At 66.8% G+C, this 16,750-nt stretch carries 12 protein-coding genes and 1 pseudogene; 9 read left to right on the top strand and 4 right to left on the bottom strand.

Annotated features, from left to right (window positions below; genetic code table 11):
* The first annotated feature begins 63 nt into the window (after positions 1-63).
* Complete coding sequence (locus FHS47_RS05505; RefSeq protein ID WP_167024035.1) at positions 64-1,116, top strand: HDOD domain-containing protein; 1,053 nt, start codon at positions 64-66, stop codon at positions 1,114-1,116.
* Between the two features lie 93 nt (positions 1,117-1,209).
* On the opposite strand, the gene FHS47_RS05500 is transcribed toward FHS47_RS05505, so the two are convergent.
* Positions 1,210-1,743, bottom strand: a complete 534-nt coding sequence (locus FHS47_RS05500) for a hypothetical protein (protein WP_167024032.1) — start codon at positions 1,741-1,743, stop codon at positions 1,210-1,212.
* A gap of 147 nt (positions 1,744-1,890) precedes the next feature.
* Here FHS47_RS05500 and FHS47_RS05495 point away from each other — a divergent pair, with 147 nt between their 5' ends.
* From FHS47_RS05495 to FHS47_RS05485, 3 genes are all read left to right on the top strand, one after another.
* Positions 1,891-2,751, top strand: a complete 861-nt coding sequence (locus tag FHS47_RS05495) for a restriction endonuclease (RefSeq protein ID WP_167024029.1) — start codon at positions 1,891-1,893, stop codon at positions 2,749-2,751.
* Positions 2,752-2,839: 88 nt separating this feature from the next.
* Entirely contained in the window at positions 2,840-5,206 is a 2,367-nt protein-coding gene (locus FHS47_RS05490) for a phosphoketolase family protein (RefSeq protein ID WP_167024026.1), read from the top strand.
* Positions 5,203-6,240 (top strand): acetate kinase, encoded by a 1,038-nt coding sequence (locus tag FHS47_RS05485; RefSeq protein WP_167024023.1) that lies wholly within the window; start codon positions 5,203-5,205, stop codon positions 6,238-6,240. The genes FHS47_RS05490 and FHS47_RS05485 overlap by 4 nt, the downstream gene beginning before the upstream one ends.
* Positions 6,241-6,392: 152 nt before the next feature.
* On the opposite strand, the gene FHS47_RS05480 is transcribed toward FHS47_RS05485, so the two are convergent.
* A complete protein-coding gene (locus FHS47_RS05480) occupies positions 6,393-7,910 on the bottom strand; it encodes a fumarate hydratase (protein ID WP_167024021.1) in 1,518 nt (505 codons plus the stop codon).
* A gap of 116 nt (positions 7,911-8,026) precedes the next feature.
* On the opposite strand from FHS47_RS05480, the gene FHS47_RS05475 reads away from it, so the two are divergent.
* The 5 genes and pseudogenes from FHS47_RS05475 to FHS47_RS05455 all read left to right on the top strand — a co-directional run bounded on the left by FHS47_RS05475 (position 8,027) and on the right by FHS47_RS05455 (position 13,906).
* Positions 8,027-8,995 (top strand): thioredoxin family protein, encoded by a 969-nt coding sequence (locus tag FHS47_RS05475; RefSeq protein ID WP_167024018.1) that lies wholly within the window; start codon positions 8,027-8,029, stop codon positions 8,993-8,995.
* 195 nt (positions 8,996-9,190) lie between these two features.
* Entirely contained in the window at positions 9,191-9,805 is a 615-nt protein-coding gene (locus tag FHS47_RS05470) for a PadR family transcriptional regulator (RefSeq protein WP_208381806.1), read from the top strand.
* A pseudogene (locus FHS47_RS05465) lies at positions 9,802-10,559 on the top strand (siderophore-interacting protein). Before FHS47_RS05470 ends, FHS47_RS05465 begins: the two are co-directional and overlap by 4 nt.
* A 110-nt stretch (positions 10,560-10,669) precedes the next feature.
* Positions 10,670-12,820 (top strand): AsmA family protein, encoded by a 2,151-nt coding sequence (locus tag FHS47_RS05460; RefSeq protein WP_208381804.1) that lies wholly within the window; start codon positions 10,670-10,672, stop codon positions 12,818-12,820.
* 189 nt (positions 12,821-13,009) lie between these two features.
* The gene (locus FHS47_RS05455; RefSeq protein WP_167024015.1) at positions 13,010-13,906 is read left to right on the top strand and encodes a DMT family transporter; all 897 of its coding nucleotides are present in this window, start codon (positions 13,010-13,012) and stop codon (positions 13,904-13,906) included.
* Positions 13,907-14,250: 344 nt separating this feature from the next.
* Here FHS47_RS05455 and FHS47_RS05450 read toward each other — a convergent pair whose 3' ends face one another.
* Positions 14,251-15,186 (bottom strand): isopenicillin N synthase family oxygenase, encoded by a 936-nt coding sequence (locus FHS47_RS05450; RefSeq protein ID WP_167024013.1) that lies wholly within the window; start codon positions 15,184-15,186, stop codon positions 14,251-14,253.
* A gap of 67 nt (positions 15,187-15,253) precedes the next feature.
* Complete coding sequence (glmM, locus tag FHS47_RS05445; RefSeq protein ID WP_167024010.1) at positions 15,254-16,657, bottom strand: phosphoglucosamine mutase; 1,404 nt, start codon at positions 16,655-16,657, stop codon at positions 15,254-15,256.
* Between the last annotated feature and the right edge of the window lie 93 nt (positions 16,658-16,750).

Raw genomic sequence — 16,750 nt, 5'->3', positions numbered from 1 at the left:
TTGGCCGCAGTCCGAGGGATATACTCCTCCCATCGTCCCCAACCCTCTGCCGGGAGCTTCCGCGTGATCGGCCGGTTCTTCAGGAAGTGGTTCGGCGCCGGCCGCAAGGCCGCCGTCGCGCAGGAGCGCATCCAGCCACCGGTGTCCTTGCCGCCCGTCGCCATCGACCGGGCGTTCCCTGGCGTCGTGCCGGGCGACGACATCGAGGACGCCTTCTATCGCCTCGTCTTCGGCATCGGACCGCCGCACGACCAGGGCCTGACGCCTGCCGAGCAGACCACGCTCCGCCGTGTGCGCGACGCCTTCGGCAACGAGCGCTTCGACGTCGGTTCCCTGCCCCGCCTGCCGGCGGTGGTGCCGCAACTCATGCGCTCGCTGCGCAACGACGACACCGACACCCGCGCGCTGGCCGAGCAGATCTCGCGGGACACCGTGCTGGTGGGCGAAGTGATCCGTGTCGCCAACAGCGCGTACTTCCGCACCGCGCGTCCCGTGGCGGGCCTGCCACAGGCCATCACGCTGCTGGGCCACGACGGCCTGCGCCGCGTGGTGATGCAGATGGTGATGCGGCCGATCCTGCATACCGATCACAGCGAGGCCGGCAAGCAGGCGGGCGAACGCCTCTGGGAACATGCCGAACGTTGCGCCCGCGCCTGTGCCTTCCTGAGCAAGGGTGTGTGCGACCCGTTCGAGGCGTTCCTGGCGGGGATAGCAAGCCAGACAGGTGCGCAGGCGATCCTGCGGGAGGTCGAACGCGTGCCCGAGCCCGCGGCACTCCCCTTCAGCCGCCCCTTCGTGGCGGCGCTGGGGCAGCAGATCGAGCGCCTCTCTTTGCATGCGGCGCGGCATTGGAATTTTCCGTCGCGCGTGGTGCAGGCCCTGGCCGAGCGCGCAGACCCGGCAGACGCCGGCGCACGCACTCCGCTGGGGCGCGCGCTGCTCGCGGCGAGCCGCGTGGCGATGCTCGACGTGCTGGTGGCACGCGGCAGGGCCGACCCGGAGGCGGTGCTGCTGGCCACGCCGGCGCAGGGTTTCAGCCAGGAGCGGCTGCTGGCGTGCCGGGACGACCTGCGTTCCGCGGCCGAACCGACAAAGCCCGACACGCTACCTCTGTAGGAGCCGCCATGGCGGCGAGGGCCTACGCAAGCGCGATGCCGCGAGGCAGCGTTCCTCGCCGCCATGGCGGCTCCTACAGCGGAGGGTTGGCGGTCAACGGCGCGCAGCGGGCACCGGCACGTCCGCCCAGAGCTTTTCCGCCAGCTCGTTCGACGCGGCAACCAGCAGCTTCGGCACCAGGGTATCGAGATGCGGCGCCGCCGGATCGATCGTCGCCGACTGGCGAAGGCGGTACGACTTCGCCACCGCCGGACCGCGCGCGACGATGCGGCAGTTCACGGCAAGGTCGAGGTTAGCGGTCGGCGGCGCGGCCTCGTCGTCCGCTTTCGCGGACACCTGCACCTCCAGCTCGGCGCAGTTGATCAGCAGGTCGGTGAAGTAACGCGGCTGCAGCAGCGTCCGCACGCGCGCCTGTACCGCCGATGCGACATCGGGGTTCACCTGCACACGGGCCTTCTGCTCCAGGCCCGTCACCGTGAGCACGGCGCCGCCGTTGCCTTCCACGGTAAGCCACGGCGAGGACGGGCTGCTCGCCACCACGCGGCTCATGTCGCTCTCGATCACCGCCTTGCCACCGCAACCCGACAACACCAGGGCCACAGCCACGGCCCACACTTTCTTGCCCACGTCGTTCCCCCGGATTCCCCGAACACAAACGCCCAATGTAGCCGCAGGCCGCGTGCACCGGCAATCGTCACGTATATGAACCGGCGCACGAATCGGACGCTCGAGCGGTTATCATGGTGTTTTCGCCCTGGCAGGTACCACTGATCGATGTTCTCGGCGCGACCGCCCTCGCCCGCTGGTACGGACGCACTCGCGCGGCTGAGCTGGCACGACTTCGAACACCTGCTGGCCGAGTACTACCGTGACCAGGGCTGGCGTGTGGAATACCACGCGCCCCCTGCCTCGCTGAAGCAACTCGATGGCGCCTTCGACCTGCGCCTGCATCGCGGCAGCGAGACCGTCATCGTCCAGTGCAAGCACTGGGACGCCGTGCAGGTGGAACTTCAGGAAGTCAACGAACTCCTCGGCACCATGCTCCACGAGGCCGCCACACGCGGCATCCTGGTCACGCGCGGCGGTTACAGCGCCGAGGCCCGCGCCGTGCCGCGGCGCCAGCCACGCCTCCAGCTCATCGACGGCGACATTCTCCGCGTCATGCTGAAGCTGCAGGACCAGCGCGACACCTCGATTCCGGGCGTGGCGCTTCCCACGGTGGCGGCGCGCAAATCCGGCAAGGTGCGCCGCGCATCGGACGGTGCGGGTTCGCGCCTTCTGCCACTGTTGCTGATGGTCGTCATCGCCGTGCTGCTCGGCATCTTCATCTGGCGCGCCATGTCGCGTCGTGCCGAGCCCGTGCCCATGCCAGCCGATACGAGCAGCAGCGCGCCGTCGGCTTCACCGCCGGCTGCGGCCGTGCCCACGCAGCCGCCCCCGCCACCACCACCGACCGCGACAACGCCGCCGGCAGCCGTTCCGCACGGCGTGCCCTCGGCCACGCGTGAACTCGAGGAACGCGCCCGCCTGCGCGGCACGTCCGAGTCCGCGCCTTCCCAGGAATCGCGCCGGAAGGCCGAAGATGCCATCAAGGTGATGGAGCGCAACACGCGCGAAGTCGGCTCGGCGGAATAACCCGCCCAAATCGCGACCGAATTTTTCACGCACGCCAAGTCCCCGACGTTCTACCCTGAAGGGCGACCCTGTCGACTGGAAGCTCCCCATGTCAGAGACGCTCGCGCCCGACCTGCTTCGCCGCATGCACGCCTATTGGCGCGCCGCCAATTACCTCACCGTCGGGCAGATCTACCTTCGCGACAACCCGCTGCTCGAAGAACCGCTACGCCGCGAGCACATCAAGCATCGCCTGCTCGGGCATTGGGGCACCACCACCGGCCTGAACTTCATCTACACCCATCTCAACCGCGCGATCGTCGAGCGCGACCTCAACATGATCTACGTGATGGGCCCGGGCCACGGCGGCCCCGGCGCGGTGGCGCACACCTACCTCGAGGGTTCGTATACCGAGGTGTACCCGCACATCGATCGCAGCGTCGCCGGCATGCGCGAACTGTTCCGCCAGTTCTCGTGGCCCTACGGCATCCCGAGCCATGTGGCTCCGGAAACACCCGGCTCCATCCACGAAGGCGGCGAACTGGGTTATTCGTTGTCGCATGCCTTCGGAGCGGCGTTCGACAATCCCGACCTTGTGGTGGCCTGCATCGTGGGCGACGGCGAGGCCGAAACCGGCGCACTGGCCACGAGCTGGCATTCGAACAAGTTCCTTAACCCGGAACGCGACGGCGCCGTGCTGCCCATCCTGCACCTCAACGGCTTCAAGATCGCCAATCCCACCGTGCTCGCCCGCATCGAGCCGGAAGAACTGCGCGACCTCATGCGCGGCTACGGTTACGAGCCGCACTTCGTCGAGGGGCACGAGTTCGAACCCATGCACCAGGCATTCGCCGCCGCGCTCGATCGTTGCCTCGACGACATCGCGCGTATCCAGAAGGCGGCGCGCGAGGGCACGGCCGAACAAGCCGCACGGCCGCGCTGGCCGATGATCGTGTTGCGTAGCCCCAAGGGCTGGACGGGCCCGAAGGAAGTGGACGGCAAGCCGGTGGAAGGCACCTGGCGTGCGCACCAGGTGCCCATCTCCAACTTCGACAGCGACGAGCACGTGGCCATCCTCGAGCGCTGGATGAAGAGCTACGATCCGGAAGAACTGTTCGACGAGAACGGACGCTTCCGCGAGGAATTCGCCTCGCTGGCGCCGAAGGGACGCCGGCGCATGGGCATGAACCCGCACGCGAACGGTGGGCTGCTGCTGAAGCAGCTGCACATGCCGCATTACCGCGATTTCGCCGAGGAGGTGACATCGCCCGGCGACCACAAGGCGGAAGCCACCCGGGTGCTGGGCCGTTTCCTGCGCGAAGTAATGCGGCAGAACATGGAAACCTTCCGTCTCTTCGGCCCGGACGAAACGGCGTCGAACCGCCTCCAGGCCGTGTACGAGGCAAGCGGCAAAACCTGGCTGGCGCGCACGGAAGCCGTGGACGAAGACCTCTCGCCGGCCGGGCGTGTGATGGAAGTGCTGAGCGAGCACCAGTGCCAGGGCTGGCTGGAGGGTTACCTGCTCACCGGCCGCCACGGCTTCTTCTCCTGCTACGAAGCCTTCATCCACATCATCGATTCGATGTTCAACCAGCATGCCAAGTGGCTGAAGGTAACGCGGAAGATGTCGTGGCGTCCGCCCATCGCGTCGCTGAACTACCTGCTCAGCTCGCACGTGTGGCACCAGGACCACAATGGCTTCTCGCACCAGGATCCGGGCTTCATCGACCACGTGGCCAACAAGAAGTCCGAGATCGTGCGCATCTATCTGCCGCCCGACGCCAATTGCCTGCTCTCGGTGGCCGACCACTGCCTGCGCAGCCGCCACTATGTGAACGTGATCGTCGCGGGCAAGCAGCCGGACTGGCAGTGGCTGGACATGGAAAGCGCCGTGCGCCACTGCACCGTGGGCGCGGGCATCTGGGAGTGGGCGGGCCGGGGCGGCGACGATCCGGACGTGGTGATGGCCTGCGCCGGCGACGCGCCCACCGTGGAAACGCTGGCCGCCGTGATGCTCCTGCGCGAGTACGTGCCGGACATCCGCATCCGCGTGGTGAACGTGGTGGACCTGATGACGCTGGAGCCACCGGAAGAACACCCGCACGGCATGGACGACGATCGCTTCGACGACCTGTTCACCAAAGACCGCCCGGTGATCTTCGCCTTCCACGGTTACCCCGGCATCGTGCACAAGCTGACCTACCGCCGCCACAACCACGACAACATCCACGTGCGCGGCTACAAGGAAGAAGGCACCACCACCACCGCGCTGGACATGATGGTGCTGAACAACATGGACCGCTTCCAGCTTGCGCTCGACGCCATCAACCGCATCCCCCGCTTCGCGGGCGAACGCGCGAAGGCCGAGCAGCGCTACTGGGCCGACATTGAGCGGCACAAGCTTTACGTGAGCGAACACGGCCAGGATCTGCCCGACGTGCGCGACTGGCAGTGGAAGGCCGAGGACGCCGCATGACGTCGTCGGGTCACGTGCTGGCCCTCAATGCCGGCTCGTCGTCGTTGAAGTACGGGCTCTACCGAGTCGCAGGCGACGACTGCGAGGAACTGCTGGCCGCGCAGACGGAAGCCGGCCACGCGGGAAAGGACCCGGTCGACGCCATTGTGACAGCGCTGCGCGAGCGCTCGCTTCCGATGCCGGACGCCGTCGGCCATCGCCTCGTGCACGGCGGCCCGAACGTGCGCGCACATGCGCTCATCGATCAGGGCCTCATGAAGCACCTGGACGAGGCAAAGGCGTTCGCGCCGCTGCATGTGCCCATTGCCGTGGATATCGTGAGGCACGCGCAACGCGCCTTCCCGCAGGTGCCACAGGTGGCGTGCTTCGACACGGCGTTCCACGCCACCCTGCCCCCGGTTGCGAAAACGCTGCCCCTTCCCGAAGACCTCCGTCGCGGCGGCATCGAGCGTTACGGATTCCATGGACTCTCGTACGAGTCCATCGTCCGGCAGTTGGGCAAGGCGATACCGGAGCGCGTAGTCATCGCGCACCTGGGCAATGGCGCAAGCCTTTGCGCAGTGCGCGCGGGCAAATCGGTGGATACGACGATGGGCCTCACGCCAACCGGTGGCATCGTCATGGGCACGCGCCCCGGCGACCTCGATCCGGGCGTGTTGCTGTACCTGATGCGCGAGCGCGGTTACGACGTGAAGCGGCTGGAAGTGCTGGTGGATCGCGAGTCCGGACTGAAAGGCCTTTCGGGCGGCACCAGCGACATGCGCAAGCTGCATGCGATGGATAACGAGGCCTCGCATCTCGCGCAGGAGGTGTTCGTGCACGTGGCAAAGAAGCACGTGGCGGCGATGGCGGCCTCACTGGGTGGGATGGATCTGCTGATATTCACGGGCGGCATCGGGGAGAACGATGCCGTGACGCGTGACGCGATCGTCGACGGATTGCGCTGGATGGGGCCATTCGACGTGCGCGTGATGCGCACGGAAGAAGACGAGCAGATCGCGAGGCACACGTGGCGCCTCGCTCACGCCCCCTGACCGCTCGTCGGGCGCCCCTTCATGGCAGCCGCTTCTGTGGGAGCCACTTCTGTGGGAGCCACTTCTGTGGGAGCCGCTTCAGCGGGCAATCTTGCCGCGAGCACCCATCGCCGCTGAAGCGGCTCCCACACAAAGCCACTAGCCCTGGGCGATCAGACAACGACGACCGGAATCTTCCCGATCTTCGAGCGCCATTCCTTCGGCCCGGTTTCGTGCACCGAGGTGCCGGCGCTGTCCACCGCCACGGTCACGGGCATGTCCTTCACCTCGAATTCGTAGATCGCTTCCATGCCGAGGTCTTCGAATGCCAGCACGCGCGAGGCCTTGATCGCCTTCGACACGAGGTACGCCGAACCGCCCACCGCCATGAGGTACACGGCCTTGTTGTCACGGATGGCATCGATGGCCGCCGGACCGCGCTCGGACTTGCCCACCATGCCCAGCAGGCCGGTGGACTCCAGCATCTGCCGGGTGAACTTGTCCATGCGCGTGGCCGTGGTCGGGCCCGCCGGGCCCACCACTTCGTCGCGCACCGGATCCACCGGGCCGACGTAGTAGATGAAGCGATTGGTGAAATCCACCGGCAGCGTCTCACCGCGGTTCAACATGTCGATCATGCGCTTGTGCGCGGCGTCGCGGCCGGTGAGCAGCTTGCCGTTGAGCAGGATCGTCTCGCCCGGCTTCCAGGCTTGCACTTCCTCGCGCGTGATCGTGTCGAGGTCCACGCGACGGCCCTTGGAGGCGTCGTAGGTGAGCTTCGGCCAGTCTTCCAGCGAAGGCGGATCGAGCGCCACCGGGCCCGAGCCGTCGAGCACGAAGTGCGCGTGACGCGTGGCGGCGCAGTTGGGGATCATCGCCACGGGAAGGTTGGCGGCGTGGGTCGGGTAATCCTTCACCTTGATGTCGAGCACGGTGGTGAGACCGCCCAGGCCCTGTGCACCGATGCCGAGCGCGTTCACCTTCTCGTACAGTTCCAGACGCAGTTCCTCGGCACGGTTCGACGGGCCGCGTGCGATGAGGTCGACGATGTCGATGGGCTCCATCAGCGCTTCCTTCGCCAGCAGCATGGCCTTCTCGGCCGTGCCGCCGATGCCGATGCCCAGCATGCCCGGCGGGCACCAGCCGGCGCCCATGGTCGGCACGGTTTTCAGCACCCAGTCCACGATGGAATCGGACGGATTGAGCATGGCGAATTTCGACTTCGCTTCCGAACCGCCGCCCTTGGCGGCGACGATCACGTCGACCTTGTCGCCCGGCACGATGGACACATTGACCACCGCGGGCGTGTTGTCTCGCGTGTTCATGCGCTTGCCCGCCGGATCGGCCAGCACCGAGGCGCGCAGCTTGTTGTCCGGGTGGTTGTAGGCCCGGCGCACGCCTTCGTTCACCATGTCTTCGACGCCCATGGTGGCATCGTCCCAGCGTACGTTCATGCCAATCTTCAGGAAGACGGTAACGATGCCGGTGTCCTGGCAGATCGGGCGATGGCCTTCCGCGCACATGCGCGAGTTGATGAGGATCTGCGCGATGGCGTCCTTCGCGGCCGGGGATTCCTCGCGCTCGTAGGCGGCGGAGAGATTCCGGATGTAGTCCACCGGGTGGTAGTACGAGATGTACTGGAGGGCGTCGGCGACGCTGGTGATGAGGTCGTCCTGCTTGATCGAGGTCATGGCGCTACGGCTGGCTCGCGAGGCTGGCAAACGCCAATTTTAGCGCACCGGGCCGATGTAAGGTGCCGCTACCACGGCCGGTCTTATTCCCGTACCCCCGAGAACACGGAGTTTCCATGCGCCACCCGTTCCGTCATGCCCTTCTCGCCTGCGTCCTCGCCCTCACGGCGCTGGGCGTGGTGCGACCGGCCACCGCCGCCCAGACCGCCCCGGAGTTCGCCGACATCGCCGCCTGGCACAACTCCAAGCCGCTGACCATGCGCCAGCTGCGCGGCAAGGTGGTCCTGATCGATTTCTGGGCGTATTCCTGTATCAACTGCCTGCGCACCCTGCCGCACGTCACCCGCTGGTACGACCAGTACAAGGACAAGGGCCTGGTGGTCGTGGGCGTGCATTCGCCGGAATTCCCGTTCGAGAAGCAGGAAGGGAACGTCCGCGACGCCATCGCGCGCTACGGCATCCATTACCCGGTGGCGCAGGACAACGATCTGGCCACCTGGGACGCCTGGAGCAACCAGTACTGGCCGGCGGAATACCTCGTGGACCAGCGCGGCAACGTCATCGCCCACCACTTCGGCGAGGGCAATTACCTGGAAATGGAAAACGCCATCCGCACCCTGTTGGGCCTGCCGCGGCTGACAGACGCCGCGGCCGCGGACAAGGACGCCCCGGACTTCACCCAGTTGGGCTCGCCGGAGATGTATTTCGGCGCCGACCGCAGCCAGAACAACGCCAGCGCAGGCGGCGACCGCACCGGAACGGGCGACTTCACCGCGCCCTCCCGCCTCGACCTCAATCGCTTCGCCCTGGTGGGCCGCTGGGAAATCGGCCGCCAGAACGCGAGCCTCGTCGGCCCCAGCGGCGAGATCCGGCTGCACTTCAAGGCGAAGAAGGTGCACATCGTGGCCAGCGCCAACGACCCGGTCACCCTCGAAGTGCTGGTCGACGGCAAGCCCCAGGCGCCGGTGACGGTGCAGAAATCGATGCTCTACACGCTCTACAGCGGCGAGGACTACAAAGACCACGTGCTGACGATCCGCGTCCCGAAGGCGAATTTCCACGCGTTTACCTTCACGTTCGGGTAAGGAGCCCAAGGCTTTGTGTGGGAGCCGCTTCAGCGGCGATGCTCGCGACAGGCTTGCCCGCTGCCGCGGGATCGCCGGCATAGCCGGCTCCCACACAAGGCGGCTCCCGAAACGTCAGGGTGCCCGCAGGTCTTGCAAGAGTGTATCTTGCGATATATCGTACGACCACTACGTACGATATATCGGAGAACACCCATGCACTTTTTCCACCATCACCACGCCCATCGCCGCTTCCAGGACGAACAGATGCACGCCATCGGCCGGGGCGGTGGCCGCTTCGGCGGCGGGCCGTTCGGCTTCGACGACCGTGAAGGCATGCGCGGTGGCCGTGGCGGCGGCCGGTTCGGCGGCCGCATGTTCGGCAGCGGTGACCTGCGCCTCCTGCTCCTCGCGCTGATCGAGGAACAGCCCCGGCACGGTTACGAATTGATCCGCACCATCGAAGAGATGTTCGAGGGGCAGTACAGCCCCAGCCCCGGCGCCATCTACCCCACCCTCACCATGCTCGAGGAACTGGGCTATGCCCACGTCGAGGCCGAGACGGGCGGCAAGAAGCTCTACGCCATCACCGAGGCCGGACACGCGTTTCTCGAAGAAAACCGCGACAGCCTGGACGCGCTGACGGAGCGCCTGCAGGTGATGTCGCGCCACATGCGCCGGATGAGCGTGCCCAACCCCATCCGCGAGGCCATGCACGTGCTGAAGCACCAGCTCATGAATCACCACAAGGGCTGGGACGATGACGAGGTGCGGCGCGTCGCAAAGCTTATCGAGGCCACGGCGCGTGCCGTCGCAGAGCGCGAGGCATGACCGAACGTCATGCGATCGTGCGCGTGCGCCATCCGTTGAAGATGCGCCGGCTCCAGGTGTCGCGCGTGCAGCAGCTCACGCCGCACATGGTTCGCGTGACCCTGGTGGGCCCAGACCTCGACGGTTTCGTGTCGGCCGCCCCGGACGACCACGTGAAAGTGTTCTTTCCCGTGGCGGGCGGCGTGCTCAACCTGCCGACCCTGGGCCCCGAAGGCCCCGTTTACCCGGAGGGCGTCGAGCCCTCCCCCTCGCGCGACTACACGCCGCGCCGGTACGACGCGGCAGCGGGGGAACTGGATATCGACTTCGTGCTGCATGGGGAAGGTCCGGCGTCGACCTGGGCCGAGCATGCAAAGCCCGGCGACATGCTCGGTGTGGGTGGTCCGCGCGGCTCGATGGTGGTTCCCGACGACTACGACCATTACGTTCTCGTGGGGACGCCACCGCCCTGCCCGCCATCGGCCGCTGGCTGGAGCAGATGCGGCCGGAAGCCAAGGCCACCGTACTTGTCGAGATCCCCTCGCTCGACGACCGCCAGGCGCTTGCCCGTGACGTGCAGTGGTTTGTCGAGGGCAGCTCGCCGGGCCTCGACTTATCGATCGCCTCGCTTCCGATCCCCGAGGGCGACACCTTCTGGTGGGTGGCGACCGAGTCGAAGCGCGCCCGTATGCTGCGCTCGCTGCTCGTGGAGCAACGCGGCATCGACAAGGACTGGGTGAAGGCCACGGGCTACTGGCAGGCTGAGGACGATTAGGAGGTCTGGATCACGGTTCCTGCACGTCGCTTAATGCGGCCCGTTCCATAAACACATAACCTTGCCGCCTTTCACGATACCCCTAGGGCCGATCCTAAGGCGGAGGCGACATGATGCGGCGTGGCAGGAAAATACTGGCTTGGGTACTTGGCATCCTTGTCCTGCTGATCGTGGCGATCGTGTTGTTCATCGCATTCTTCGATTGGAACCGGCTGAAGCCCACCATCAACGAGAAGGTGTCGGAAGCCATCGGCCGGCCTTTCGCGATCAATGGCGACCTTTCGGCGCAGTGGTCGCGCGAGCCGGGCGAAGGTGGCCTGGTCGGACTGATCCCGTGGCCGCACTTCACAGCGCGCGACATCACGGTGGCCAATCCGGACTGGGCCAAGGACAAGCATTTCGCCACGCTGGATTCGATCCAGTTCCGGCTTTCGCCCTTCCCCCTCATCGCCCACCGCATCGTGGTACCCGAGATTCGCCTGGGCCAGCCGCATGTCGCGCTGCAACGGCAGAAGAACGGCGACAACACCTGGACGTTCAAGCTTCCGGACAGCACCGGCCCCTCCGAATGGCAGCTCGAACTCAACGCCATCGCCTTCGATAAGGGACACATCGACCTCACCGATGCTATGACCCAGATCGCCATGGGCATCGACGTGACGCCGCTCGGCAAGGGCATTCCGTTCGATCAGATCATGGCCGAGCAGGAGAAGGACGCACGCGCTCAGGCGAAGAAGATCACCGGCGCCAGTGCGAAGGTCCTCGCGAAGAGCGACGCGGACGAGAACGACCGCAAGGACGAGACCAAGAAGAAACAGGTGTACTACTTCGCCTGGGACGCCAAGGGTACCTACAAGAAATCCACCGTATCGGCCAAGGCCCGCACCGGTGGCGTGCTGGCGCTGCGCGATGCGGACCGCCCGTTCCCCGTGCAGGCCGACGCCCGCTTCGGCGACACGCATATCGCTTTCGTCGGCACGCTCACCGACCCGCTGAACATGGGTGCGCTCGACGTTCGCCTCTGGTTCTCCGGCACCAGCATGTCGCACCTCTACGACCTCACCGGTGTCACCCTCCCCGACACACCGCCCTTCGCCACCGAGGGCCACCTGAAGGCGAACCTGAAAAAGGGCGCCAGCGTCTACACCTACGAGAACTTCACCGGACGCGTGGGCGGCAGTGATCTCGGCGGCAGCCTCGTCTTCGACACGCATGGACAGCGCCCGAGCCTCACCGGCACGCTGAAGTCGAACCAGTTGCTTTTCAGCGACCTCGCGCCGCTCGTCGGCGGCGGCTCCAACGAAGAGAAGGCCGAGCGCGGCGACGTCACCCGGCAGCCGGCGGACAAGGTGCTGCCCGTGGAACCGTTCAGGACAGACCGCTGGAACGCCATGGACGCGGATGTGCGCTTCACCGGCGTGAAGATCGTCCACGGGGAACGGTTGCCGATCGACAACCTGTCGACGCACCTCACCATGAAGGACGCTGTGCTCACCCTCGACCCCCTGAAGTTCGGGGTGGCCGGCGGCACGGTCGGAAGCAACATCCGCCTGGACGGCTCGAAGACGCCGATGAAGGGCGGTTTCAATCTCGGCGCGCGCCACCTGAAACTGAAGGAGCTGTTCCCTACCTTCGCGCCGATGCAGACGAGCTTCGGCGAACTGAACGGCGATGCGTCGCTCACCGCCGTGGGCAACTCGCCGGCGGCGTTGCTCGGCAGTGCCAACGGCGAGGTGAAGCTGCTGATCAACGACGGCGCCATCAGCAGTTCGCTGCTGGAACTGGCCGGCCTCAACGTGGGCAGCTACGCGGTGAACAAGCTCTTCGGCGACGAAGTGGTGAAGATCAATTGCATGGCAGCGGACCTCGTGACCACCAACGGCGTGATGGAGTCGAAGCTGTTCGCGTTCGATACGGAAAAGGCGCTGATCAACGTGAATGGCGACATCGACTTCCGCAACGAGAAGCTCAACCTGGACATCGTTCCCCATACCAAGGGTTTCCGACTGTTCTCATTGCGCTCGCCGCTGTACGTCCACGGGACGCTGAAGAATCCCTCCGTGGGCGTGCATGCCGGGCCGCTGATCCTGCGCGGCGGTGGCGCCGTGGCCCTGGCCGTGTTCGCGGCGCCCATCGCGGCGCTCGCTCCGCTGGCGGTGCCGGAGAGCGGCAAGGCCGATGCCACGCAATGCAAGCCGCTGCTCGACGATCTGCGCAAGAACCCGCCGAAGGCGCCGCCGGCAGGCAAGAGCCGGGGCTGACGCTTGCCTCGTTTGAGATAGTCACTTAGTGGGAGAGCCGCTCTGTGTGGGAGCCGGCTGTGCCGGCGATCCCGCGTAGCGGGCACGCTCGCCGCGAGCACCCATCGCCGCTGAAGCGGCTCCCACAGTAGCGCGGACCGATCGCGCAGGCGGTACACAAGCCGCGCCGCTTCGGGCAAGCTTCGCCGCATGTCGCCTTCCCGCAAAGCCCACCTGCATATCCACTTCTGCGTCCTGCTCTGGGGCTTCACCGCCATCCTCGGCAAGCTCATCGCCCTGCCGGCGTTGCCGCTAGTGTGGTGGCGCATGTTGCTGGTGTCGGCCACCCTGCTCTGCCTGCCACGCGTGTGGCGCGGGCTGCGGGCCATGCCGCCGCGACTGCTGCTCTCTTACGCGGGCATCGGCGTCATCGTGTCGCTGCACTGGCTCACGTTCTATGGCGCGATCAAGCTGGCGAACGCATCCGTCGCCGCCACCTGCATCGCATTGTGTCCCGCCTTCCTCGCCCTGGTGGAACCGTGGGTGGCCGGACGGCGTTTCGATGCGCGCGAACTCCTGATCGGCGTTGCCGTGGTTCCCGGCGTGGCGCTCGTGGCCGGCGGGCTTCCGGGCGACATGCGCCTGGGCCTTGCCGTGGGCGTGCTTTCCGCGGTGTTCGTGGCATTCTTCAGCGCGCTGAACAAGCGGCTCGTCGACCGGGCCGATTCGCTCACGGTCACCTGCGTGGAACTCGGCAGCGGTACGCTTTTTCTCACCCTGCTGGCGCCGTTGTTCGCTTCCCCGGCGTTTCCGCTGCCCGATCTCCACGACGGCGCGCTGTTGCTGGTGCTGGCCTATGGCTGCACGCTACTGCCGTTCGCGCTGGCCCTCGCGGCGCTGCGCCACCTCTCTGCTTTCGCGACACAGATGGTGACGAACCTCGAACCCGTCTACGCGATCGTGCTCGCCATTCCGCTACTCGGGGAACAGCGGGAACTCGGCTGGACGTTCTACGTGGGCGTGGCGATCATCCTGCTCGCCGTATTCGCACATCCCTGGCTGCATCGCGGGGAGAAGGCGGAGCCGGCGGATCTGGTCGCACCCTGACCAACTTCTGTGTGGGAGCCGGCTATGCCGGCGATCCCGCGGCAGCGGGCAGCCTTGCCGCGAGCACCCATCGCCGCTGAAGCGGCTCCCACACAAAGCCAGGCTGCTCCGTGTGGGAGCGGCTTCCGCCTCTTACATCGGAGGAGGATCACGCCCGGCCGCGGGCGCGCATCGTGCGCTGGCGGCGGACGCGTTGGGCAGCGGAGCGGGTGGCGGGCTTTTTGCCGGGCGACGGGCGCCTGGCTCGCGAAGGCGGGCGGGAAGGATTCACTGGGAAACTCCGGAAACGGAACCGGGAGGGTCGATGCTCCGACCCTCCCGGTGAAGAACCCGCTAAAAGCGCGTCAGATGAGTTTGATTTCGCGCAGGCGTTCCTGGAGGTACTCGTGCGCCGTGATGGGCTCGGGGTACCGCTTCGGGTTGTCCGGCGTGACGCACGACGGAAGCACGTCCAGCACCACGTCGGGGTTCGGGTGCAGGAAGAACGGCACCGAGTAGCGCGGCTTGCGGGCGTTATCGTCCTGCGGATTCGTGACGCGGTGCGTGGTCGACGGATACACGTGGTTCGTGAGCCGCTGCAGCATGTCGCCGATGTTCACCACGATGGCGTCGCCTTCGGTGGTGATCGGCAGCCACTCGCCTTCGCGCGTCAGCACCTCGAGGCCCGCGGCGCTGGCGCCGACCAGCAGCGTGATGAAGTTGATGTCCTCGTGCGCGCCGGCACGCACGTTGGGCACGTCGGCTTGTTCGATCGGCGGGTAATGGATCGGACGCAGGATGGAGTTGCCCGAATCGATCTTGTCGTCGAAGAAGTGCTCCGGCAGGTCGATGTGCAGGGCCAGCGCCCGCAACACGCGCGCGCCGAGCTGGTCCAGCGCCTCGTAGATGCCGTAGCCCTTTTCCTTGAAATCCGGTACTTCGCTCGGCCACACGTTCGGCGGCATCACGTCGGCGAATTTCGAGTCGCGCGGAATCTCGCGGCCGATGTGCCAGAACTCCTTCAGATCGGCGAACTTGCTGTCCTTCGCAGTTTCCACCTTGAACGGCGTATACCCGCGCGCACCGCCGCCACCGGGAACGTGGTACTTGCGCTTCACCTCGTCCGGCAGCGCGAAAAAGCGCTGGAAAGCGTCGTACGCGCCGTCGATGGCTTCCTTCGGAATGCCATGGCCGCTGATGCAACAGAAGCCGAATTCGCGATAGGCCGCGCCCAGCTCGGCCACAAAGGCCTCGCGGTCGGTGTCGTAGCGGCGGATATCGAGGGTGGGAACCTTCTTCATGGCGTTTCCTGCAGGGAGGCGTGACGGAGCGGGCGCGCGGGGCGCGCCGGAACCCGTCGCTGGTGGTTCAGGCCGCGGCCTGGGCCGCCGATTTTACGGCGTCGGCCAGCTGCCCCGCCAGCCGATCCACTTCGGCCGCGTCGGCGGCCTCGATGGTCACGCGCACCAGCGGCTCCGTGCCCGAGGCGCGCAGCACCACGCGGCCCCGCCCGTCGAGGGCGGCTTCCACCTCCGCCAGCGCCTGGCGGACGGTCTCCGTGCCGAGCGCGGCCTTCGCGCCCTCGACCCGGACGTTCACCATCGTCTGCGGCAGTTTGACCAGACCTGCGCGCGCCTCGGCGAAGGTCTCGCCGGATTCGGCCAGCACCTCGAGCAGGGCCAGCGCCGCGACGATGCCGTCGCCGGTGGTGAAGCGGTCCAGGCAAAGCACGTGGCCGGAGGTTTCCCCGCCGAGCACGCCGCCGTATTCCTTGAGCTGCTGCAGCACGTAGCGGTCGCCGACGTTGGCGCGCACGAATGGGATGTCCAGTTGTTTCAGGGCGCGCTGGAGGCCGTAGTTGCTCATCAGCGTGCCGACCACCGGCCCGGGAAGCGACGCCCGCTTCTTCCAGTGGCGCGCGATCACGTAGAGCATGTCGTCGCCGTCGGTAACCGTGCCGTCGCGGTCCACCAGCCGCACGCGGTCGCCATCGCCGTCGAAGGCGATGCCGAGGTCCGCGCCACGCTCGACCACCGCGCGGGCCAGCGCCTCAGGAGCGGTGGAACCGACGCCGCGGTTGATGTTGAGACCGTCCGGCTCGGTGCCGATGGTGGAAACATCGGCGCCGAGGTCGCGGAAGACCTTGGGCGCGACCTGATAGGTGGCGCCATGAGCGCAGTCCAGCACGAGGCGCATGCCCGCGAGGGAGAAATCGTCCGACACCGTGGACTTGCAGAACTCGGCGTACCGCGTCACGGCGTCCTCGACGCGGCTGGCCTTGCCCAGCGCCTCGGAGGCCACCGTGGCGAATTCGGCGTCGAGTTCGGCTTCGATCTCGGCTTCCAGCGCATCGTCCAGCTTCTCGCCCTGCCCGGAGAAGAACTTGATGCCGTTGTCCTGGTGCGGGTTGTGCGAGGCGCTGATGACGATGCCCGCGTCGGCACGGAGGGAACGGGTGAGATACGCCACCCCAGGGGTGGGCATCGGCCCGAGCAGGCGCACGTTCGCCCCGGAGGCGACGAGTCCGGCTTCCAGCGCGGATTCGAACATGTAGCCGGACACGCGGGTGTCCTTGCCGATCACCACCGTGACCTTGCGGCTGTGATCGCGGCGATCCACGCCGGCGCCGGCGCCGCGGAGGTCGGCAGCGCGCCTGCGCGCCAGCACGGCACCCGCGGCACGGCCCAGGCGGAGGATGAAGTCGGCACTGATCGGATAGGTGCCCACATGCCCGCGGATGCCGTCGGTGCCGAAATACTTGCGTTCGCTCATGGTCTTATCGTTTCTTCCGGAGTGCGCCGAGGATACTCCGGTGCGGTGAACGGACCGGATATGTCGGATGCCTTAGCCAGCCTGCCTAAATGC

The sequence above is a fragment of the Luteibacter sp. SG786 genome, assembly GCF_011759605.1.
Taxonomy (GTDB): Bacteria; Pseudomonadota; Gammaproteobacteria; order Xanthomonadales; family Rhodanobacteraceae; genus Luteibacter.
Note: the sequence above shows the minus strand (reverse complement) of the source record. Positions and strands in the feature narration are given on the sequence as shown.

What these genes read in the sequence shown, in the direction of transcription:
- FHS47_RS05495 (WP_167024029.1), top strand. Translation starts at nt 1,891, where the DNA reads ATGTTCTCGGCGCGACCGCCCTCGCCCGCTGGTACGGACGCACTCGCG.
- FHS47_RS05490 (WP_167024026.1), top strand. Translation starts at nt 2,840, where the DNA reads ATGTCAGAGACGCTCGCGCCCGACCTGCTTCGCCGCATGCACGCCTAT.
- FHS47_RS05485 (WP_167024023.1), top strand. Translation starts at nt 5,203, where the DNA reads ATGACGTCGTCGGGTCACGTGCTGGCCCTCAATGCCGGCTCGTCGTCG.
- FHS47_RS05480 (WP_167024021.1), bottom strand. Translation starts at nt 7,910, where the DNA reads ATGACCTCGATCAAGCAGGACGACCTCATCACCAGCGTCGCCGACGCC.
- FHS47_RS05475 (WP_167024018.1), top strand. Translation starts at nt 8,027, where the DNA reads ATGCGCCACCCGTTCCGTCATGCCCTTCTCGCCTGCGTCCTCGCCCTC.
- FHS47_RS05470 (WP_208381806.1), top strand. Translation starts at nt 9,191, where the DNA reads ATGCACTTTTTCCACCATCACCACGCCCATCGCCGCTTCCAGGACGAA.
- FHS47_RS05460 (WP_208381804.1), top strand. Translation starts at nt 10,670, where the DNA reads ATGATGCGGCGTGGCAGGAAAATACTGGCTTGGGTACTTGGCATCCTT.
- FHS47_RS05455 (WP_167024015.1), top strand. Translation starts at nt 13,010, where the DNA reads ATGTCGCCTTCCCGCAAAGCCCACCTGCATATCCACTTCTGCGTCCTG.
- FHS47_RS05450 (WP_167024013.1), bottom strand. Translation starts at nt 15,186, where the DNA reads ATGAAGAAGGTTCCCACCCTCGATATCCGCCGCTACGACACCGACCGC.
- glmM (WP_167024010.1), bottom strand. Translation starts at nt 16,657, where the DNA reads ATGAGCGAACGCAAGTATTTCGGCACCGACGGCATCCGCGGGCATGTG.